Source organism: Legionella birminghamensis, assembly GCF_900452515.1.
GTDB lineage: Bacteria > Pseudomonadota > Gammaproteobacteria > Legionellales > Legionellaceae > Legionella_C > Legionella_C birminghamensis.
Map to the genome: position 1 here is coordinate 2,386,067 of NZ_UGNW01000001.1, position 21,502 is coordinate 2,407,568.

The window sequence follows — 21,502 nt, forward strand, 5'->3', positions numbered from 1 at the left end:
TAAAGCGCAAAATCGCGTTATAATCATCGCATTTCCATTTTATCAAGCTCCACACTCACATGAAAAAATCGTTTTCCTTTTGGCGTAAAGGGCTCTGGGCGCTTTTAAGCCTTTTCTTTGTTGGGGTCGTTGGAGTCAGTTTTCTTTATCTTTATTTGGAAAGCCAGCTTCCGAATGTCGATTCATTAAAAACAGTCCATTTTCAAGTACCGCTGCGGGTTTACACCCAAGATGGTAAGTTGATTCAGGAATACGGTGAGAAACGACGTATCCCGCTGACTTATGAGGAAATTCCAAAAACACTGGTCTACGCACTCCTGGCTACAGAAGATCAGCGCTTTTTCGAGCACCCCGGTGTCGATGTAATGGGACTAGGGCGTGCAATGGTCAATATGATTCAGACCGGCTCAAAATCACAGGGCGGAAGTACTATTACCATGCAGGTTGCCCGTAACTTTTTTCTAAGCCGCAAAAAAACTTTTTTAAGAAAATTTAATGAAATTTTGTTAGCCATCAAAATCGATCGTGAATTAAGCAAAGAAAAAATCCTGGAGCTTTATTTAAACAAGATTTATCTGGGAAACCGTGCTTATGGCGTTGGAGCTGCCGCTAAAGTCTATTATGGGAAGCAATTAAAGGACTTAAATCTCGCAGAACTGGCCACCATTGCCGGCTTACCCCAAGCACCGTCCACTCAGAACCCGATTGTTAATCCGGCTGCTGCCAAAAAGCGTCGCGATCACGTACTCGAACGCCTGCTCGAAGAGAAATACATTACCCAGGAGCAATACAACGAGGCCATCCAGCAGCCAATAACGGCTAAATACCACGGGCCGAATATTGAAGTCAGCGCCCCTTATGTTGCTGAAATGATTCGTCAATCACTTTATGATCACTATGGTGAAAACGCTTATACCAAAGGCTATAAAGTCTATACCACTATTAACAGCAATTTGCAGCTCGCCGCCAATCAGGCGGTATTTAGTCAGCTGATGGCTTACGATCACCGCCACGGCTATCGCGGCGCTGTAGCAAATATCGGTGCGATTAGCGATCAGTCGCCTGCTGCTGCCCGCAAACTACTGATGCCCTACCCTACCGTGAACGATTTGCAGCCGGTGGTGATTACCGGGCTTAAAGACAAAGAAGCTTCGGCACTGATGCGCGATGGAACCAGTATAACTATAAAATGGGAAGGCATGTCCTGGGCCAGACCCGCATTGAGAAAGGGATGGATGGGTAAGGCACCAGTCAATGCGCAGCAGATTTTTAAATTAGGTGATATTGTTTATGTCAGCCAGAAAGAGAATAACTGGTTATTAAATCAGGTACCGCAGGCGGAAGCGGCATTTATTGCCCTGAACCCGCAAAATGGTGCAATGGAAGCCTTAGTCGGCGGCTTTAATTTTGAAAAAAGTAAGTTTAACCGGGTGACTCAATCCAGCAGACAGCCGGGTTCAAGCTTTAAGCCTTTTGTGTACGCTGCCGCACTGAATAAGGACTATACCCTGGCAACGCTGGTTAATGATTCCCCCATTGTAGTCGATGATCCCAGCCAACCCACTCTGTGGCGTCCGCATAATGACAACCAGACCTTTAACGGGCCTATGCGATTAAAGGAAGCCTTGATTCGTTCACGTAATCTTGTATCCATTCGGGTTCTGGACGATTTGGGATTTGATTATACGATTGACTTTGTGTCCCGCTTCGGCTTTCGTAAACAGCAATTACCTCGTGCCTTGTCATTGGCTCTGGGAAGTCTGTCGGTCAGCCCGCTTGAGCTTACCAGCGCTTATGCAGTATTTGCCAATGGCGGCTATCGAGTCGAGCCTTATTTAATTGACCACATCACTGACGAAGAAGGAAATGTGCTGCTGCGTGCAAAACCTGCTGTGGTCTGTGACAATTGCGCACAAGCCAAATCCGATTCAGACTCTTTTGCACCGCGGGTTATACCGGCTGATATTGCCTTTTTAATGAATACGGCATTAAGGGATGTCGTTCAAAAGGGAACTGCCCGTGCTGCCCGTGTTTTAAATCGCCAGGACCTTGCCGGAAAAACAGGGACAACCAATGAACAGGTCGATGGCTGGTTTGCTGGTTTTACCCCCAACCTGGTAGCAACCGCCTGGGTGGGTTATGATACGCCGCAATCCCTGCATGAATACGGGGCAACAGTCGCCCTGCCGATGTGGATTGAATTCATGAAAACGGCACTCAAAAATGTTCCAGAACAAAGCCTGCCAAAACCTGAAAATGTTGTGGCAGTGCGCATTGATCCCAAAACCGGTTTACTGGCAAACGATAGCCAGGGTAATGCCATCGTTGAGTATTTCCGAGAGCAGGATGTGCCCACAGAAGAAGGCGCACCGATAACGGCCGGCAGCGGCTCCTCATCAATGCAGGAAGAAGGGGATAATTTATTCTAAACGCGAAGCCTTGATTAATTGGCTGCCTGTGGCAACTTGAATCCACTCCGCGGTGTTAACCATTCGAATTCACGCGGCACCGACATAAAGGTATCCACACAAATGCCTACACCCCTTATCAGATTAGTTGAGTCTGAGGGAGAAGGCATTTGTCATTGCGAATGAAGTGAAGCAATCCAGTGTTCGGTGTTCCGTTCTGGATTGCTTCGCTATGCTCGCAAAGACGGCTTGTAACTTGTGTAGAGGCCCACTTATTTTATAATCACAATAACTTTAGCATTTAGATGAAGGTAAGTAGATGGGGTTGAATTTTGTAAAAAACTTCTGGGATGATCTTGCCTCAATCCTACAGCATAGATCGCAGCGAATATTTGTATTTCGCTTTTTTATGGGTGTATTAAGCTTATTTTTAATTGAGACATTTTTGAAAAACATCGGTTTACCAAGCGGTTTTACAGGAATTTTTTTATACGTTTTATCAATTATTCTTTTATACCCACCACTTCCATTTGATATATTGACTCAGTATATTGTACAGCTGGATCGGCGGCTTTTTCCAAGTACTCCAAGAAACGTGGAACTCAATCGACACGAAGAGCCTCCTCTTAGCAACCCAGAGCGTAATTCTAGATTTTCTTCAGATATCCAGATGCATATGCTCTTCTTGGCATGGTATGCATTAGAGCATCTGAATCAGCGCAATTCTAGCAACCATCCTGGTATTATTGAACTCAGAGATATTCCTTTATCATCTGATCGTGACATTACTTTTAATTTGCACAACTTTCTGGAGGCAGAAGGAATTCGCAGCGAATGGATTCCACGAGAATATACCTGTCCCATTACTATGACGATAATAGATGGAACACCCGTTTATGCCAAAAAAAGCCCCGAGCGGTTTAATCGAAATGCATTGTTAAACTGGGTCAATAAAGAGAATACGCATCCAATGACACGAGAGGCATTAGCCGCTGATGAGCTAAAAAACGATCGTTTAATGGAAAGCAAAATTAAGGTTTTTAGCCATTGGATTTTATCTAAAAAAGCTTATCTGGAGACTCTCTCTTTCAAAGAGGCTCTAGGATATGTCAATCAGTTCAAAGAACAGCTAGACAAGGCCTTTGCGCTTACAAATGAGTCTGCAATACATCGTTTTACCGAACAGCTGATTACTAAACTCCGCTCGAACTCCATGCTAATTGAGATGGATAGGTCGCTTGTGATTGCTGAAAAGGAAGTCAACGCTTTCTCCACTATTGATAGGAAGATTCTTTTTTTTCAACGACTGGGTCTTTCTACAGATGCAAACACCAAACAAATTGAACGCGCCTATCGCAAATTGGCAAGACCCGTTCATCCAGATAAAAACTCAAATTCTCTAGCAAAAAATCAGTTTTTCAAATTAACGGAAGCGAGAGATTATTTGCTAAACAAAGAGAATTCATCTATCTCGGCTTTTGCTCTGGAAGCATAATTTCACTGATAACCACGCAACTTAAAAGTTGCGTGGTTTTAAAGGGAATTATAATTACCTGTTCCAAAAACGTATTGAACGAGCGTTTTGAATAAAGCTGGCAATGGAAGACGCTGAATCCAATTTGATGCATCCCTTATCCAATTTAATTAATGGATTATTTTTCAGAAGCGCTTCAGTTTCCGAATCAAAACCAATATATTTAAAATTAGTGTAGGCGTCTAAAAGGAACTCATGCAATTTAGGATTCTGCTTTAATGGAGCCTCGCTTCCAAGCATGACAACCACGGCATCAAATAAAACAGCGGGAGCTCCGCCTAATTTTTCATTAGCAACGATCTGGGTATTATCATTTAATAAAGTGCCGCCGATAGTTGAGCAAATTATTGTGTAGTCCGCCCCCTCTTTGCCGATCATTGTTATCAATTTATTCAGCACTTTTCCATCAGCCCCTTTCCCAACGAATATCCCGATTCGTCTACCCTCCAATGTATTCACACTGTTTTTCAGAATACTTAATTTTGCAGAAGGCTCTAAATCCAGGGTAGGCTTAGCAGCGTCACAAGCTTTGGGTAAGGTTGGGAGCCCAAGTCCAAGGCTGACGTTCTGTGCCAGCTTTGAATCAATATTTAAAAGATGGGCAACCATTCGAACTCGGATGGGTTCTTTTTCTACTTTACTTAATTCAAAAATCAAAGCATCAGCAATATGCTTTTGCTCAACACTGTCCTGACTAATATAGAATTGCCGAGCCTGACTATAATGATCAGCAAATTTTTCAGGGCGGGCCCTTAACTTCGTCGCCTGAATTTCTTCTGGATAGGAATGAAATCCTGCGGGTGATTCACGTGGGCCTTCATGCCAGGAGTTAGGATTATAATTTGCCCGACCCTTTGGATTGTAAAAAGCCATATGGCCATCTTGCTGAAAGTTTGAAAAAGGACATTTGGGCGCATTAATCGGTAAATGGGTGAAATTGGGTCCTCCCAAACGCTTCAATTGAGTGTCTAAATAGGAAAAATTTCGCCCCTGTAATAAGGGATCATCGGTGAAATCAATACCTGGTACAATGTTCTGGGTGCAAAATGCCACTTGTTCAGTTTCAGCGAAAAAATTGTCAACACATTTATTGAGTACCAGACGCCCAGCAATAACCACCGGAACCTCTTCTTCTGGTATGAGCTTTGTCGCATCTAATACATCAAATGGAAATTTCTCAGCTAATTGCTCATCAAAGACCTGTAATCCTAATTCCCATTCAGGAAAATTACCACTTTGGATAGCATTCCATAAATCACGGCGATGGTAGTCTGGATCAGCGCCGTTTATTTTAACTGCTTCATCCCATGTCACTGATTGCATACCCAATTTAGGTTTCCAATGAAACTTGACGAAGGAAGATTGCCCCTTGTGGTTGACCATCCTGAAGGTGTGGACTCCAAACCCCTCCATGAAACGGAATGAGCGAGGTATGGTTCTATCGGACATAATCCACATGACCATATGCATGCTTTCTGGCGTTAAGGAAATAAAATCCCAGAAGTTATCATGGGCTGTTTGTGCCTGAGGAAAACCACGATCCGGTTCATCTTTCGCTGCATGAATTATATCTGGAAATTTAATAGGATCCTGTATGAAAAATACCGGAATATTATTTCCCACGATATCCCAGTTTCCCTGCTGAGTGTAGAGCTTCACCGCAAATCCACGAACATCCCGTGCCAGATCAACAGAGCCTTTGTTACCAGCAACTGTTGAGAAACGAACAAACGCCGGAGTAATCTCACCTTTCTTTTGAAAAAGATGGGCGATGGTGAGATGGGACAAGGACTCATAAGTCTCAAAAAAACCATGCGCTCCGAATCCTCTTGCGTGAACGACGCGCTCAGGGATTCGTTCATGATCGAAATGGAAAATTTTCTCACGAAAAATAAAATCTTCGAGAAGTGAAGGCCCCCGAGCTCCCGCTCTTAGGGTATTTTGATCATCTGAGACAGGGACACCTGCTTGGGTTGTTAACACTGCTCCGCTATCACCAAGCTCTTGATGGCAGTCACCGCCTTCCCCCATAAGCATGGTTTCATCATGAAGTTGAATTTTTCCTTTTTTTGACTCGTTAATTTTCTTTGTCATCAAATATCCTTATTAATTTTTTTATGTTGATACTGACCTAAGTCCATGGCCTCTCCAATACTTGTGACAGAAAAACAAAAACCACCCTAGGGTGGTTTTTGATGCAGACTTTAGAACACGCTTTCGCGTTTCTTCTGTCTACACTTTAAGTATAGTCAGACCATACTGACTGTCAAATCGATTACAACCACGACAGAGACATTGAGGTTTCTTTAAAGGAGCCTAAGGCAGATTGAGAAAAGTCTGGGCATGGGCTTTTTTCCTTCTAGAATCAATGCTGTAACAGTCTATTCACACTGTTATCCACAGATTTTGTGGATAACTAATCCCTGCATTCCTAAGCCCCATGCCTTTACAGGCAAAGCATTATGGATGAAATTAGACATTAAAGGGAGGCAGGATGGAGAAAGTAAGGAAAACTTATCCACAGGAGACAGTGGTTTGGATAAAATTTTCGGGAATGCATTGTAACCTCTTTTTTTGATAAGAACCAGTCTTGACATTTGGACACTGTTTTCTTTAAAGGCATGGTTCTTCTTATCTTGTTCATTATTATATAAAATGTGTTCTTAATAATGGATACATTAATTTTCAGGATAAAATCTCGATGCAAAGAAGGCGATAATTTGTTTTAAATCCGGGCACTGTTTGGCCCGAATTCCCGCTGCGCAGCCCCTTTGCATCCGCGCGCCTGCGCCCCATAGCTATCTACACAAGCATTAGGCTATCGCATCCCCGCGGCAACGACCGCGGGGCCCACATGATGCCTATTGAGGGTATCAGTCTTGTGCCTTTTTACTCCCTATTTTTTGGCAACATTGCAAACTTATAGAGCATTTTCGGCCACCAGACATGGGCCCCGCGGTCGTTGCCGCGGGGATGCGAAATGGGAAAAACATTGTGTAGAGGACAGGTCGCAGCCGCCGGGATTCGGTCGGTTCGCCAATGTGGGTATTCGAGCCAGCGTCACCGGCAAATACCCTGCCCCGGGTTTACACCTGGTGCGGGTCCAGGGCATCGCGGACTGCATCAGCAAAGAGGTTACTTGCTAATACCAGTAAAAACATAAATACAAATGCTGCGAGGATAGGCCACCAAACCAAGGGCTCTCTGGCGAGCTCAAGCCTTGCGCCATTGATCATATTACCCCAGCTGATTGTCATTGGCGAAACCCCTACCCCTACATAGGACAATACGGCTTCCGCCAGCACCAGAAAGCTGAAATCAAGCACCAGGGAAATCAATACGATGGGCATCATATTGGGCAACAGGTGCTTCCAAATGATTCTTGACGTGCGGGTACCCAGTACTTTGGCCGCTAATACAAAATCAATCTCTCGAAACTTTAGAGCTTCCGCCCGCAATAAGCGGCACAAACTCGTCCAACTGGTAATTCCAAGGATCAGGCAAAGGGCAAACAGTCTTGCATCAGCGCTTTTTTCCAAGGTTGGAAAATCCTGGGGATGATTGGCAATATAGGTTTGCATGGATAAAACCGAAGCGGTAATCAATAGAACACCGGGTATGGAGCTTAGAACCGTATAAATATATTGAATTATATCATCGACTATCCCACCAAAATAACCGGCAGCGATGCCCAGTACAATGCCTAAAGGCAGCATAAACAAAGTGGTTAACGTCCCAATCACCAGTCCGGTGCGTATACTTTTGATGGTGTAGTAGAAAATATCCTGCCCAATTTTACCCGTGCCGAATAAATGAAAATGGCGCGATAACTGATAGCTGGCAATGCTAAAAAAAATACAGATGAAAAGCGTTCCCAAAGCGACTCCCAATCGCGGAGAAAAATGCAGCCCTCTGTAACCTTGAAGATAACGAACTAAAATAAATAATAACGAGAAACCAGCCCAGAATAATAAACTATAGCCGCCAGCAATCAGAATTAGCCCCCAGATTAGACTACTTTTCTCTTGCTCCGTTTGAATAGCCGCCGGCGGATAGGAAAGACGGGGATAAATCTGCTCAATTTTATCCCCAATAATGGCGGTTTCTGTTGTATACAGATGCAAAGCCATTGGTGCAGAATAAGTATTCTCATATACCTCATCCAGAGGAGCCAGTATGGCGTCGAGCAACGTTTTGGATTCCACATTGGCCGCTTCGCTTCCTTTTGTAATCTCAACATGAATCGAGTCCAGAATGGCTATGGATAAAAAAAACAAGAGGATAATCCCTGAGGCTATGGCAATTGGCCTTTGAAAAAGCTTACGCAACACCAGCCTGGCAGGCTCTTTTCTCAAACTCCATAATAAGCCGGCAAATACAAAGATAATCATGCCAAGAAAAAAAATATCCGTCCAAAGCATTTACTCACCTCAACCTTACCCGCGGATCAGCCCAGGTGTAGGAAATATCCGTTAAAATTAAGCCAATGATATATAAAACCGATCCCAGAAAAACCATTGCCCTTACGATTGCAAAATCCTGCTGCTGAATCGCATCAATGATATAACTCCCAAGACCGGGTACGCCAAAAAAAGACTCTAAAACCAGGCTTCCCATGAATAAGGAAGGGATTAAAACCACAATGCCGGTAAGAATGGGAAGCATGGCATTCCACAGTACATGCTTAAATAAAATACCTGTTTCTGAAACGCCTTTGGCGCGGGCTGTTTTGACATAATCACGGTTCATTTCTTCAAGAAACAGGGTACGATACCATCTCGCTCCCGAACCGATACCGCTAATCACTGCAACCAGTACGGGCAATATAATGAATTTAATGCTTTCGAAGCCGCCATCATAACCCGAAATAGGAACCAGCCTGAGCAATTTACCAAATAAATATTGGCCGCCAATAATATAAAACAAACTGGATATAGACATCAGGATAATACAGAAGACAGCACCGCTTATATCCAGATAGGTCGATCGAAAAAAAGCCATAGCCATGGCAAAAACAATATTTACAAAGATGCTGAATATAAGGATGGGTACTGCAATAGCAAGGCTCGGCCACATGCGATGGGAAATATCAAAGCTGATATCGCGGCCGGCATCTGACATACCGAAATCAAAGGCAAATAGTTTGATCGACTTTTGATAAAACAGGGTTTGGCTGAGCTTTTGGGTTCCTGAAGCCTCTGTATTATAAAACAGAGGTAAATCATAGCCGTGTTTGGCCTTCCAATGCTCAATGGCTTCTGGTCGGACATGTTTTTGTCCTAATTGCATTCTCGCCATATCATCAGGTGAGTTGACCATAAAAAATAACGCAAAGGTGATTAAATTGATTCCAAATAATATAGGCAGTGCATAAGCAACACGTTTAATCAGATAAATCAACATGATTTTAATCTCCTGACAGCACTCTTTTCCTTACGGTAGTAAGCAAAGAACAAGGGCAGGGTTAATACCAGAAGCACAAAAATGATAAGGCCTATTGGCCATAACACCGGCTGGTTCCATAGTGTTCTCAGATTCTCGCGTAACTTCACATCAATACTGGCATATTTAAAGTTGCCCAGACTCATGGTATTCGGCTTCCACGGACTCACCCATTGCTGAGCCAGAATGAGACTTTCCGTATTAATTCCCCATACCCAGGGAGCGTCTTCCCTAACTATGGCGAGCATCTTGTCAATCAGCTCCTGACGTCTGGTATCATTGGGGCGGTTCTTCATTTCGTCAAATAATTGATCATAGACAGGATTCATGTAATTCCCGGCATTTTCCCCGCCATAGTGAACTTTGCCGTTGATACCGTATAATTGAAAGAGAAAATTCTCAGGATCAGGATAATCCGCATTCCAGCCCCAATAGAAGATTTGGGTATTGCCAGCCCTTATTTTTTCCTGGAAACGATTATACTGGGTTGCCCTGATATTCAAATCGATGCCTATTTGCGCGAATTGTTTTCGCATCCAATCCAGCTGTGCCTTATCATCGGGACCGCCTGAAACAGCGCTGTCATAATGTAATATCAATGCTTTGCCAGTAGAAGGATCGCGTCCATTGGGGTATCCTGCCTCAATCATGAGTTTTCTGGCATCAGTGATATCCCGTCTCAGCATTTTGTTCTCTTTATCATCCCAGCGATAAACAACAGGATTAATGCCTGCTTTCCCGTCTTTATAACCAAATATTCCCGGAGGTATTGGCCCCTGAGCCGCCCGGCCTCTGCCATTGTAAAAAATGGTAATAAATTCGTCATAGTTAACAGCGATTGAAATAGCCTGCCGTAGTTTACGAGCGCGTTTGCTGTTCCCTCCCACAATGGGATCGAGCATGTTAAATCCCAGATAATAGATGGACGGATCGATAGTTTGCTGTAGCTGTAAATGTCGGGCTTTCATCTCCCCGCTCAAATGCGGCTTCCCTTTTGTATCCAGCCGAATTGTCTGATCAAAATTTTCATTACTAATGGCCGAGGCATCATAATAGCCCTGCAGAAATTTGTTCCAACGGGGAATCGATTCTTTCTCCAGGGTAAAATAAGCCGCATCTATTAGAGGGAGCTTCTTTCCAGCATTGATCGTATAGCCTTTTTTCACATCCTCCTGATTTGCAGAGGATGGGTGAAAATCTGGACGATAATTGGGGTTTTTCAACAGAATCATTTTGCGATTGGGATTATTCTCACTTAGCATAAAAGCACCTGTGCCGACCGGATACCAGTCAAAGCTAAGATTTTTGTCATCCATATCCGGTTGTGAATAAAATTTATCCACTTCCCAGGGTACTGGGGCAAAAAACGGCATAGCCAGCCAGAACAAAAACTGTGAATAGGATCCTTTTACCAGAATCTCGAAACTGTAATCATTCAATTTTTTTACACCGCTAAGGGGATAATTTCGCAAATCAACAAATTGATGCGCCTTTGCAGGCGGCAGTTGATTGGCAAACTCCCTAAAGCCCACGATATGTTCACTCATCAGTTCCCTGATTGGCGAACTGACATCAGGATTGGCAAGCCGTTTGATTTGATAAATGAAATCATCGGCAATCAATTCACGTGTGCCTGTATATTGGAAATCAGACAACTGACTGATGTTATTGTCTTCCAGATAATCGGCAGATAAGGACAAATAGCGGTGGTTTCCCTCTTTGTCGACTGCGAACGCCGGATGAGGCTGGAACAAAATGCCCGGCTTTATTTCAATTCGATACAAACTGAATGCGGCAGTTTCCGCAGCAGAATTCGGCAGAGGCTGCATGAATTTATCGAGATAAGTGAGTTGGGGCATGCTGACTGCAATTAATGGCTCCAATTCATAAGGGCGTTTGAAATAATTATATTGCAGTAAAGGTTCATAAATCTGCATAATGAAAACATATTCATTGCTTGAATAGGATCTTGCCGGATCAAGTGTTTTAGGCTGTTCAGTGAATGAGGAATAATATATTTTCTTTCCAGAATCAGTTTCAGGATAGGGATCATTTAAAACCAGGCAATAGCCTGTATTGCTGGTAAATACCATCATTGCACAGCTTAATTGTCGAATTGTCCTGAACAATCTCAAAATAATATCCCAGGCTGATAACCCGGCTGCCTGCTACCGGGAACGGATTGAAGACCACCCCGGTTGGGCAACCGGGCAACATACAAGTTACTGGCTAAGCATCTGGAGAAACTCCTCTTCTTCCAGAACTTTGACCTTGAGTTTATGGGCTTTTTCAAGTTTCGAACCTGCTTCGCTGCCGGCAATCAGAAAATCGGTTTTACTGGAAACACTGCCAGCCACCTTTGCTCCCAGCGCTTCGAGTTTTGCTTTAGCCACATCTCGTCCCATTGTCTTTAAAGTACCTGTTAACACCAGTGTTTTATTGTAAAAGGGATTATCCGTATCGATCTGCTCTTTCTCAACTTCGGGCCAATGGATACCGTAGAGAATCAGTTTATTGATAACCTCACAATTATGATCCTGGGAGAAGAAATGAACAATATAGTGAGAAGCAACGGGGCCTATGTCTTTAAGCTCCATCAATTGCTCAGCGCTTGCATTTTTCAATTCCAGTAAATCCTTAAAATGGTTTGCCAGTACACCCGCACTGACCTCCCCTACTTCACGAATTCCCAATGCATATAAAAAGCGTTTGAAGGTAGTATTTTTACTTCGATCGATTGCATTTAACAGATTTTCTGCTGATTTTCTTCCCATACGCGGTAGAGCTATGAGCTGCTCCAGGCTTAAACCGTATAAATCAGCTACATCTTTGACTAACTCTTGATTGACCAGCTGCTCAATCAAGACATCGCCCAGACCTTCAATAGCCATGGCGCGACGTGAAGCAAAATGCCAAATCATCCCTTTTAACTGGGCATGGCAGAATAATCCGCCCATACAGCGGGCAACGGCTTCCCCTTCCTCATGCACGACTTCAGCGTCACAAACAGGACAATTGGAAGGCAGAATGATTTCATGCGCAGAATCAGGCCGTTTTTCCAATACCACGGCAACTACTTCAGGGATAACATCGCCGGCACGCCGTACAATAACCGTATCGCCAATTAAAATGCCCTTTCGCCTGATTTCATCCATATTATGTAAAGTGGCATTACTGACCGTCACCCCGCCCACAAAAACAGGTTTCAAGCGGGCAACGGGCGTTAGAGCGCCGGTGCGGCCAACCTGGAAATCAACGGCGAGAATTTCGGTCATCTCCTCACTGGCCGGGTATTTATGCGCACAGGCAAAACGGGGGGCTCTTGCGACAAAACCCAATTCATTCTGCAAGGCGATGCTGTCCAGTTTGTAAACCACCCCATCGATTTCAAAAGGAAGGCTTTCCCGCCGGGCCTGCATTTCCTGATAGTAAGCAAAACAGCCATCAAAGCCCTGCACCTGGCGATTTTCGGAGGATACTCTGAACCCCCACTCCCTAAGCAGCTGTAATTGCTGATAATGGCTGTCGGGCAGTTCGATTCCCTCATAAGCGCCTATTCCATAGCAAAATATTGCTAACGGTCTGCTTGCGGTAATTTGCGGATTGAGCTGTCTTAAACTCCCCGCCGCCGCATTGCGCGGATTGACATAGGTTTTTTCCCCAGACTCCATGGCTCGACGATTTAGTGCTTCAAATCCTGCTTTCGGCATATACACTTCGCCGCGAATCTCAATCAGCGATGGCGGGTTTTCCAGCATAAGTCTTAAAGGAACCGCTGCAATGGTTTTAATATTGCCGGTTATATTTTCACCGACACCGCCATCACCCCGTGTCGCAGCTGTCGCCAAGATCCCGTTTTCATAGGTCAGGCTAACAGCAAGGCCATCTAACTTGGGCTCACAGCTAAACACCAGCTTTTCCTCGGGGGAATCTAGATTATCAGCCACACGCTTAATAAATGCCTGCAGCTCCTCGGCGCTAAACACATTAGAGAGCGAAAGCATGGGCTTACGATGGGTAACCGGCGCAAATACCTGCGCGGCATTGCCAGAGACCCTCTGGGTAGGAGAATCGGCTGTTATTAATTGCGGGTATTCGCTTTCAAGCGCTTGCAATTCACGGAAGCAGCGATCATATTCAATATCCGGGACAGTCGGATTATCCAAAACATAGTATTGATAATCATATAGCCTGATTTTTTCACATAAAGATGAAAGTCTTTTTCTGACTTCTTCGAGACTCATTTCCTACCCTGAATAACCACCGTAATTTTTGATTAATCATAATCAAAACCTGCTTATTATCCTAGATATTATTATTGCTGTATTTTTTCAAGACCTGCTTGTCGTTTGATTATGACCTGTGATATAGATACTTGCTAGACTTTTAAACAGGACTTAAAAGAAATGGACTTGCCCCGCTTATTACTTGGTCTTTTATTCGTTATCACCTCTACAATTGCCCAAGCATTGACAACGGCTCCAAATCCGGGAATTGTTTTTGTACATGGTACAAATGATCATCGCGATGATGCCGATGGCGGCTATTGGAAAAAGGACTTTGTGAGTCAAATGAGTCAAAGCCTGCCCAATCCTGATAATTCACTGGTGATTGCCTGTGATTACAGTAAATACATGTGGGAAGAGGATGCTTCCGGTTGCACAGCGGATCAGATGCTGAGTTTCATCGATAGCAGAAAAATCACTAAACTGGTTGTTTACACGCATTCAAATGGCGCCAACGTCATACGGTGGATCTTGTCGCACCCGACCTATGACGCACGATTTCTTAAGTTACATAAGCTAATCAGCCGTGTTGTCGCACTAGCCCCCTCAAGCGGAGGCACTCCGCTGGCTGATGAGGTCATTGATGGAAGTATCTTTACAGGATCGGTGGGATGGTTATTGGGTTATCGTAATAATTCTGTCAAGCAGCAGCGCGTAGGCGATATGGCTCTCTTTAACGCTGAAGTGCTTCTGGGAGCAGCTGGCCGTCCCAGTTTACCAGTACCCTTCAAAATAGTTGTTGGTACAGACGTCACCGCCTCGCCCTTCTCCAGTGCAAGCTATTGTAATGGGTACCTGCTTAATACTGGTTTAAAATTAACCAAGCTTTACCTGGAGCGATGCTCAGATGGATTCCTTAATTGCAGCTCCCAGGTTATTGCAGGGACACTCTGGTTTTTTGATACCGAAAAAACATCAGACCAGACGCCGCTAAGCCATAGCCAAAGCAGGCACAGCTGTTTTGGTCTGGAGCAAATTCTCATTAGCGATCTCGCGCAACAAGGAGTATAGCCATGCGAGCCAAATACAGTCTCTATCTATCATTAATCTGCGCTTCCCAGGCGATATCAGCCACTTTTCCGGAGCAAGCGGTGCGTGCCTATGCCTGTGAAAATTGCGCCTCATTGTCTCACCAGACACTGGATACTCACTGGTCAGTGAGCGATAAGCGTTTCCTGGAAAAAACAAGGGATTTGCGGGAGCAACAAACCAAAGCCTATCAAGTTAAAGCCAGTTTTGCCCAGTTGCAGAAAGGAATCCAGTTACCAACCAAGGCAGCCGGTGCAGTAATTAGGATAAACCCTGTACAAAAGAAATCATTAACACCGGCCTTATCGATACAAAAAGACAAACAAACCTATACATTAAAAGAAGCCGCGAGCTTGATGGCCCAGGACGAAGCGCTTGCCGGCACGCCTTTCCCCCAGAATGGTATCTTATTACAGCTTAAGGCCGATTTAGGAAGCGGAATGTTTCTATTAACTGCTTCGGGAAACAACTCGCCGGCAGATGAATTTATTATTCATGTGAATGATATCGGTTCCAGCGCCTATTTCAGCGTCGGCACCGATAAAAGCATTTATCGCTATGGCGACACACTTATAGCGACCATCCGCACAACCGACTCACTGGCAGAAAGCATTGAGGCTAAATTAAATAGCCCTGATGGAACTCAATACCCGCTTACCCTGAAAGAAATCAGCGAAGGGGTTTACCAAGGCAAAACCAGGCTGACAGATGAGTTCAATTCACAGGGCGAAAATTGGTATGTGGAAGCAGAGGAATGCATTGTTTTAGGCAGTCAGCAACTTAAATATCAGGCTCACTCGGCATTCTCCTATTCGCTGCCCTCAGCTGCCCTGCTTGAGATAAACCCCAGCGGCAAACAGCCTTTTCAATATACTGCCAAATTGAATGTAGCGACAGCCAGCCGCTATGCTTTACAGGCCGTATTGCTGGCTACGGATAAACAAGGCCAAAAAATTCCAGTGGAAGTGGCCCAGTCAGCTAACTGGCTTGAAGCAGGCAAAGCAAGGCTAACGCTTAATTTTTCATCCGAGCTCGCTAATCGCTACTCAGGGCCTTTTTATTTGGCAGGCATTCAAATGATTGATTATGGTCAAATTAAATCGATTTTTGAGTACAATACCCCCATCCTTATTTCTTAAGTTGCTTTAATGCCTGATTTCTCCTTCTTTTTTTCTCTGCAGGGATTGGTTTTTATCAATCTCCTGCAGTTGCTGCTCCTGCTGCTGTCCATGGGCAAAAACGGAAAATTACAGAAACACTTCACTAATGAAGTCACCCAGCTGAGAGAGTTAGTGATTGAACAGAGCCATCAACTGGAGATGGACATAAGCGAAAACTTTTTGCATAGCCAGCAGCGCATCTATGAAATTATCATGCAGAACCAATTAAGTGCTCAGGAGTTGATTAGCAAAACCATTCAACAGCAAATGGCAGACATCCGGGAACAAATACATTTCAGCTTCGGCCAGCATGCTCAATCCCTTACCTCTCATCTCCATACCTTAACTGAGGAAATACGCAACCATTTGCAGCAGCTTACCCAGCAAGTCAATCTTAAACTGACAGAGGGTTTTGAGAAAACGTCGACCACTTTTACCGATGTAGTAAGACGCCTGACCATTATTGATGAGGCCCAGAAGAAAATAACCGAGTTATCGACCCATGTAGTCAGTCTTCAGGACGTGCTCCAGGATAAGCGGTCACGGGGGGCATTTGGTGAAGTGCAGTTAAATACATTAATTGCCAATATGCTTCCGGCAACGCATTATCAAATGCAATATACCTTAAGTAATCAAAAACGCGCGGACTGTGTTCTTTTCCTGCCGGAGCCCACGGGGCAAGTAGCCATAGATTCCAAATTTCCGCTGGAAACTTATCAAAAGCTGATTAACAGTAATTGTTCCCCAGGAGACAAAAAACTGCTCCAGCAACAGTTTCGCCAGGATGTGAACAAACACATAAAGGATATTGCAGAAAAATATATTATCCCGGGCGAAACCAGTGATGGGGCGATGATGTTTATACCCGCCGAAGCTATCTTTGCCGAAATCCATGCCAGTTATCCTGAGCTGGTTGCCTTGTCGCAACGACTTAAAGTATGGCTTGTTTCGCCTTCAACTTTAATGGCCGTTTTAACGACAGCCAAAGCGGTTCTCAAAGATGATGCAACACGTAAGCAGGTACATATTATCCAAAAACATTTACATGCACTTGCCGATGATTTTCAGCGCTTTGAAAAACGGATGGATAAGCTGTCAAAACATATTGATCAGGCTCATCAGGATGTTGATGAAGTGTCGACATCTGCCAAAAAAATTACGCAGCGCTTCCAGAAAATTGAGTCGGTGGATTTATTATTGGGCCAGGAAAGTGACTGAGTTCAAAGAACTTCTTTTCAAACCCGCACTTATGATATGCTGATTTAATCCGCTCTTAGGGAACTACTTATGTACATTGTTTCTCGTCTTGCCCTGTTTACTTTTTTATTATTCAGCCTGTCTTTAGCCCATGCTGGCCGATGTCTGGGAAATACATCCGCTGCCTGCCCCACTTGCTGCGATCAATGTTGCGGAAATATGGGCGGTATCTCATACTGCGATTCCTCAGCAGGCCGCTATGTATGTAACAACGGCTATTATTCCGCATGCTATTGTACACGCCATGCCATTATGGATCTGCAGAAAATCCAGGGCTGCTGTCTTTGGCAAGGGGGCGTTTTAAAAGTGGATGAATATACCGGCGCAGTCATTTGCAATAGCGGCGAGGTATCCGAAGCCTGCAGTTTCCAGATCCCTGAAACGATAGCGACCTGGTAATGCGATACCGCGCATAAAGCGCGGTACGGGGGGCTTGGCAGGCCACAAGCACTCACTTTTCAATAAAACAGATCTATTGCTGGACAACTTTCCCCACAACAATCATAATTAACGTTTTTGCTCAGCAAAAATAAATGACGACACCTCTGATTGAAATTAAACATGTATATAAATCTTACGGCCAAAATGAAATTTTGACCGATATTTCCCTATCTGTTTTTGACGGCGAGTTTCTGACGCTCCTGGGGCCTTCCGGCTGTGGAAAAACAACTTTACTTCGTCTAATTTCCGGTTTTGAGCAACCCTCAGGCGGAGAGATTTATATTAACGGCCTTTGCGTTAATAATTTACCGCCACAAAAGCGCGATGTACATACCGTTTTTCAAAGTTATGCCTTATTCCCTCACCTGAGTGTTTTCGAAAATGTAGCGTTTGCGCTACGCTGCCGAAAAGTTAAGGAAGCCGAAATCCATGAGCGGGTTCTGGAGGCCTTGCGTCTGGTTCAACTGGAATCCTTTGCTGAGCGCAATATCAAGCAATTAAGCGGAGGTCAGCAGCAACGAGTCGCGATTGCCCGGGCAATTATTAATCGCCCTCAGGTATTACTACTTGACGAGCCCCTGAGCTCACTTGACTACCGCTTAAGAAAAGCCATGCAGTCCGAGTTAAAGCAATTGCAGCAAAAACTGAATATGACCTTTATTTTTGTAACGCATGATCAGGAAGAGGCGCTGTCGATGTCTGATCGCATCGTCATTTTCAATCATGGAGAAATTGAGCAGATCGGTACACCGCGGGAAGTGTATGAAACGCCGGTGAATTTGCATGTGGCCAGCTTCATAGGTGAAGCTAACATCTTCCAAACCACTGTCAAAAATGCGAACGATCAAAATCTGATTGTTGATATTGAAGGGGTTGAACTGACTTGCAAGAATACTGCTGATTTCCAAACGGGAGAAAATGTTCATTTAATTGTAAGGCCTGAAGACATACGCGTCTGGGATTTGCATGAAGTAAGCGATACCCACGGGATGCTTCCAGGAAAAATCAGTGAGATTGTCTATAAAGGCTCTACCGTTGATCTGAAAGTGAGCCTGAACTCAGGAAAAATAATCAATGCCTCAGAGTTCTTTGATGAGGACGACGATAAGCTGGAATACAAGACAAATGAAACAGTCTGGGTAGAATGGTTATCTGGATGGGAGGTGCTTTTGCGCGATGAAAGCTAAGGCATACTCACTTTATTTTCTCTACGGCTGGCTAATTGTCTTTAGCTTTTTGCCGCTTTGCTTTGTTCTGGTTACCAGCTTTCTTTCAAGAGATCCTGTGAATCTGATGGCGCTCCCCTTCACTCTGGAAAATTACACAGCCTTACTGAACTGGGTATTTGCCAAAATTTTCTTTCGCTCTTTATTGATTGCAGCCATAACCACCCTGTTGTGTCTGCTGATCGCATACCCCTTTAGCTATCTTTTAGTGAAATCCCGACATCAGTCTATCCTGATTTTATTGATTATAATTCCATTCTGGACAAGCTCACTGGTACGTACATACTCCCTCATTGCGATGCTTAAAACGAAAGGGATCATCAATGCTATCTTGCTAAAACTGCATATCATCGATGTCCCATTGTCACTCCTGTACTCCAATTTCGCAGTTATCATTGGCCTCGTTTATAATTTGTTCCCTTTTATGGTATTGCCTATTTTTAACAATATGGAGCGATTCGATTTTCGATTAATCGAAGCAGCCAAGGATTTAGGCGCCAGCAAATGGGCGATGTTCAGCCGCGTTTTCCTGCCCAATACTGCCCCTGGCATCCTGGCGGGTTCCTTGCTGGTGATGCTTCCAGCAATGACTCTGTTTTATATTCCTAATGTATTAGGCGGAGCGCGTTCCATTCTTCTGGGCAACCTGATTCAAAACCAGTTTCTGGTTCTTGAAAATTGGCCGCAGGGATCAGCAACCAGCATCGTGCTTACCCTTTTATTACTCTTACTGCTTATGTTTTATCGGCGCCAAAACAGTGAGGTTGGCGTATGAAAAACATTGCAAAGCGATTTTTTCTTTTTTTCGTCTATACCCTTTTGTATTTTCCTATCCTGATATTGGTGCTCTACTCCGTTAATAATGCCAAATTTTCCTTACAGTGGCATGGATTTTCACTCAAATGGTATATCGAGCTTTTCCATGATCGAGGCTTGTGGTCCGCATTTAGCAACTCGTTAATCCTTGGGATTAGTTCTGCTTTAATTGCTACGGTCATTGGCTTATTGACCTCAGTGCATCTTTTTCTATTTAAAACGCGCCACCGTCAAGTTCTGGCGGTGATGCTATTATTGTTAATTATTATTCCAGATTTGGTTCTGGGCGTATCCCTGTTACTATTTTTCAATATTACCGGGCTGCCCTTGGGGTTTTTCAGCCTGTTAATCGCTCACATAACCTTTTGTTTACCCTTCGTGATTCTAACGATTAATGCACGGATTAATACACTCAATCCCAATATCTATTTCAGCGCCCTTGATCTCGGCGCGAGCCGTTCTACTGCGTTAAGGAAAATATTATTACCCCTGCTTTGGCCTGCGGTATTAAGTGCCTTTTTGCTCTGCTTCACGCTTTCTCTGGACGATGTGATCATTAGCTACTTTGTGGCGGGACCTGACTTTAACATTTTACCCTTGACTATCTACTCACTGGTTCGCGCCGGCGTAACCCCTGAATTAAACGCGTTATGCTCCATTACTTTCGGCTTATCCATGATCCTGGTTATCATTTCCCATTTATTATCGCGGCGCTCATTATGAAAAAATTAATCATCGCATTTGGGCTCTGCTTTTATTCAATGACTGCCTGTGCCGCAGTCGTTAACGTCTATGTCTGGGGCGGTGAAATCCCCAAAACAGTAGTCCAGCAATTCGAGAATGAAACAGGGATTAAAGTCAATTTTTCTACCTATGACAGCAACGAAACCATGTATGCCAAATTAAAGGCGAGCAGTAATACGATATATGATGTTATTTTGCCGTCTGGCTATTTTGTTGAGCGCATGAAAAAACAAAACATGCTTCATCCTATTGATCCGCAAAAATTGCCCAATCTTAAAAACCTTGACCCTGTTTTTACCAATAACGATTACGATCGAGGCAATCAGTTCAGCGTACCCATGATTTGGGGCTTAACCGGTATTTTTTACAATGCCGGTACCATAAAAAGCCCACCGGACAGTTGGGCGAAACTTTGGGAGAAGCAATGGCAAAAGCAATTAATGCTTCTTGATGATTCCCGTGAAGTATTTGCCATTGCATTAATGAGTTTGGGGTTTGACCCTAATGATAGTGATGCTGACCATATTCGCCTGGCTTATGAGCATTTGTTAAAGCTCGTTCCCAATATCAAACTATTTGCCAGCGACAGTATCCAGGCAATAATGATTGATGAGGACGCCTCGTTGGGGACAGCCTGGAATGGCGACGCATTTAAAGCACAATCTGAAAATAAAGCGATTCAATTTATTTTTCCAAAAGACGGATTTGTAATTTGGGTCGATTGTCTGGCCATGCCCTTAAATCCGCCGCATCCAGAAGAGGCCTATGCCTTCATCAACTTCATCCTGCGGCCCGATATCTCAAGCCAAATTGCTCTGAAGGAAGGTCATGCCATTACTAATCTTGCAGGACGGAAACTACTTCCTCAATCTCTACAGCAAAATACACTGATTTACCCGCCGGCAGATATTCTGCAGCGAGGGCATTTTCAAAGAGATGTCGGAGAGGAAACTTTATTGATATATAACCAGTACTGGGAACAACTTAAACTGGCGTTTTAACTCCCCGCGGCTTTGACCCATAGCTATCTACACAAATATTTTCCCCGTTCGAATCCCCGCGGCTGCGACCGCGGGGCCCATGCCTGTTGAAGTAGTATGGTCCTCAGACAAGTTTCAATCAGGTAGTCAAAACAAGTGTTCTTAACATTAAATTGGCT

At 44.1% G+C, this 21,502-nt stretch carries 15 protein-coding genes; 10 read left to right on the plus strand and 5 right to left on the minus strand.

Features of this window, described 5'->3' with window-relative positions; genetic code table 11:
• The first annotated feature begins 59 nt into the window (after window positions 1-59).
• Window positions 60-2,429, plus strand: a complete 2,370-nt coding sequence (locus DYH42_RS10120; protein WP_058522302.1) for a penicillin-binding protein 1A — start codon at window positions 60-62, stop codon at window positions 2,427-2,429.
• Window positions 2,430-2,727: 298 nt separating this feature from the next.
• Window positions 2,728-3,903 carry a DnaJ domain-containing protein gene (locus DYH42_RS10125; protein ID WP_058522301.1) on the plus strand — a complete coding sequence of 392 codons (1,176 nt, stop codon included), beginning with the start codon at window positions 2,728-2,730 and terminating at the stop codon, window positions 3,901-3,903.
• Window positions 3,904-3,957: 54 nt separating this feature from the next.
• On the opposite strand, the gene DYH42_RS10130 is transcribed toward DYH42_RS10125, so the two are convergent.
• The 5 genes from DYH42_RS10130 to ligA form a co-directional block, all read right to left on the minus strand.
• Entirely contained in the window at window positions 3,958-6,036 is a 2,079-nt protein-coding gene (locus DYH42_RS10130; protein WP_058522300.1) for a catalase, read from the minus strand.
• A 992-nt stretch (window positions 6,037-7,028) separates the two neighbouring features.
• Window positions 7,029-8,363: an ABC transporter permease gene (locus tag DYH42_RS10140; RefSeq protein ID WP_058522298.1), complete on the minus strand. Its 1,335-nt coding sequence runs from the start codon at window positions 8,361-8,363 to the stop codon at window positions 7,029-7,031.
• Window positions 8,364-8,367: 4 nt separating this feature from the next.
• Window positions 8,368-9,345, minus strand: a complete 978-nt coding sequence (locus tag DYH42_RS10145) for an ABC transporter permease (protein ID WP_058522297.1) — start codon at window positions 9,343-9,345, stop codon at window positions 8,368-8,370.
• Window positions 9,339-11,480: an ABC transporter substrate-binding protein gene (locus tag DYH42_RS10150; RefSeq protein WP_058522296.1), complete on the minus strand. Its 2,142-nt coding sequence runs from the start codon at window positions 11,478-11,480 to the stop codon at window positions 9,339-9,341. Before DYH42_RS10150 ends, DYH42_RS10145 begins: the two co-directional genes overlap by 7 nt.
• A gap of 126 nt (window positions 11,481-11,606) precedes the next feature.
• Complete coding sequence (gene ligA, locus DYH42_RS10155) at window positions 11,607-13,628, minus strand: NAD-dependent DNA ligase LigA (protein ID WP_058522295.1); 2,022 nt, start codon at window positions 13,626-13,628, stop codon at window positions 11,607-11,609.
• 162 nt (window positions 13,629-13,790) lie between these two features.
• On the opposite strand from ligA, the gene DYH42_RS10160 reads away from it, so the two are divergent.
• From DYH42_RS10160 to DYH42_RS10195, 8 genes are all read left to right on the plus strand, one after another.
• Entirely contained in the window at window positions 13,791-14,681 is an 891-nt protein-coding gene (locus DYH42_RS10160; RefSeq protein ID WP_058522294.1) for a lipase family protein, read from the plus strand.
• Window positions 14,682-14,683: 2 nt separating this feature from the next.
• Window positions 14,684-15,838, plus strand: coding sequence for a DUF4785 domain-containing protein (locus DYH42_RS10165; RefSeq protein ID WP_058522293.1), 1,155 nt, complete (start codon window positions 14,684-14,686; stop codon window positions 15,836-15,838).
• A 9-nt stretch (window positions 15,839-15,847) separates the two neighbouring features.
• Window positions 15,848-17,077 carry a DNA recombination protein RmuC gene (locus DYH42_RS10170; RefSeq protein ID WP_058522292.1) on the plus strand — a complete coding sequence of 410 codons (1,230 nt, stop codon included), beginning with the start codon at window positions 15,848-15,850 and terminating at the stop codon, window positions 17,075-17,077.
• A 69-nt stretch (window positions 17,078-17,146) separates the two neighbouring features.
• Entirely contained in the window at window positions 17,147-17,515 is a 369-nt protein-coding gene (locus tag DYH42_RS10175) for a hypothetical protein (RefSeq protein ID WP_058522291.1), read from the plus strand.
• Between the two features lie 134 nt (window positions 17,516-17,649).
• The gene (gene potA, locus DYH42_RS10180; protein WP_058522290.1) at window positions 17,650-18,744 is read left to right on the plus strand and encodes a spermidine/putrescine ABC transporter ATP-binding protein PotA; all 1,095 of its coding nucleotides are present in this window, start codon (window positions 17,650-17,652) and stop codon (window positions 18,742-18,744) included.
• Window positions 18,734-19,558, plus strand: a complete 825-nt coding sequence (locus DYH42_RS10185) for an ABC transporter permease (RefSeq protein ID WP_058522289.1) — start codon at window positions 18,734-18,736, stop codon at window positions 19,556-19,558. The genes potA and DYH42_RS10185 overlap by 11 nt, the downstream gene beginning before the upstream one ends.
• Entirely contained in the window at window positions 19,555-20,322 is a 768-nt protein-coding gene (locus tag DYH42_RS10190; protein WP_058522288.1) for an ABC transporter permease subunit, read from the plus strand. The genes DYH42_RS10185 and DYH42_RS10190 overlap by 4 nt, the downstream gene beginning before the upstream one ends.
• Window positions 20,319-21,344: an ABC transporter substrate-binding protein gene (locus tag DYH42_RS10195; protein WP_058522287.1), complete on the plus strand. Its 1,026-nt coding sequence runs from the start codon at window positions 20,319-20,321 to the stop codon at window positions 21,342-21,344. The genes DYH42_RS10190 and DYH42_RS10195 overlap by 4 nt, the downstream gene beginning before the upstream one ends.
• The last annotated feature ends 158 nt before the right edge of the window (window positions 21,345-21,502 follow it).

Coding starts and splice junctions, on each gene's coding strand:
- DYH42_RS10120 (WP_058522302.1), top strand. CDS start 60: ATGAAAAAATCGTTTTCCTTTTGGCGTAAAGGGCTCTGGGCGCTTTTA.
- DYH42_RS10125 (WP_058522301.1), top strand. CDS start 2,728: ATGGGGTTGAATTTTGTAAAAAACTTCTGGGATGATCTTGCCTCAATC.
- DYH42_RS10130 (WP_058522300.1), bottom strand. CDS start 6,036: ATGACAAAGAAAATTAACGAGTCAAAAAAAGGAAAAATTCAACTTCAT.
- DYH42_RS10140 (WP_058522298.1), bottom strand. CDS start 8,363: ATGCTTTGGACGGATATTTTTTTTCTTGGCATGATTATCTTTGTATTT.
- DYH42_RS10145 (WP_058522297.1), bottom strand. CDS start 9,345: ATGTTGATTTATCTGATTAAACGTGTTGCTTATGCACTGCCTATATTA.
- DYH42_RS10150 (WP_058522296.1), bottom strand. CDS start 11,480: ATGATGGTATTTACCAGCAATACAGGCTATTGCCTGGTTTTAAATGAT.
- ligA (WP_058522295.1), bottom strand. CDS start 13,628: ATGAGTCTCGAAGAAGTCAGAAAAAGACTTTCATCTTTATGTGAAAAA.
- DYH42_RS10160 (WP_058522294.1), top strand. CDS start 13,791: ATGGACTTGCCCCGCTTATTACTTGGTCTTTTATTCGTTATCACCTCT.
- DYH42_RS10165 (WP_058522293.1), top strand. CDS start 14,684: ATGCGAGCCAAATACAGTCTCTATCTATCATTAATCTGCGCTTCCCAG.
- DYH42_RS10170 (WP_058522292.1), top strand. CDS start 15,848: ATGCCTGATTTCTCCTTCTTTTTTTCTCTGCAGGGATTGGTTTTTATC.
- DYH42_RS10175 (WP_058522291.1), top strand. CDS start 17,147: ATGTACATTGTTTCTCGTCTTGCCCTGTTTACTTTTTTATTATTCAGC.
- potA (WP_058522290.1), top strand. CDS start 17,650: ATGACGACACCTCTGATTGAAATTAAACATGTATATAAATCTTACGGC.
- DYH42_RS10185 (WP_058522289.1), top strand. CDS start 18,734: ATGAAAGCTAAGGCATACTCACTTTATTTTCTCTACGGCTGGCTAATT.
- DYH42_RS10190 (WP_058522288.1), top strand. CDS start 19,555: ATGAAAAACATTGCAAAGCGATTTTTTCTTTTTTTCGTCTATACCCTT.
- DYH42_RS10195 (WP_058522287.1), top strand. CDS start 20,319: ATGAAAAAATTAATCATCGCATTTGGGCTCTGCTTTTATTCAATGACT.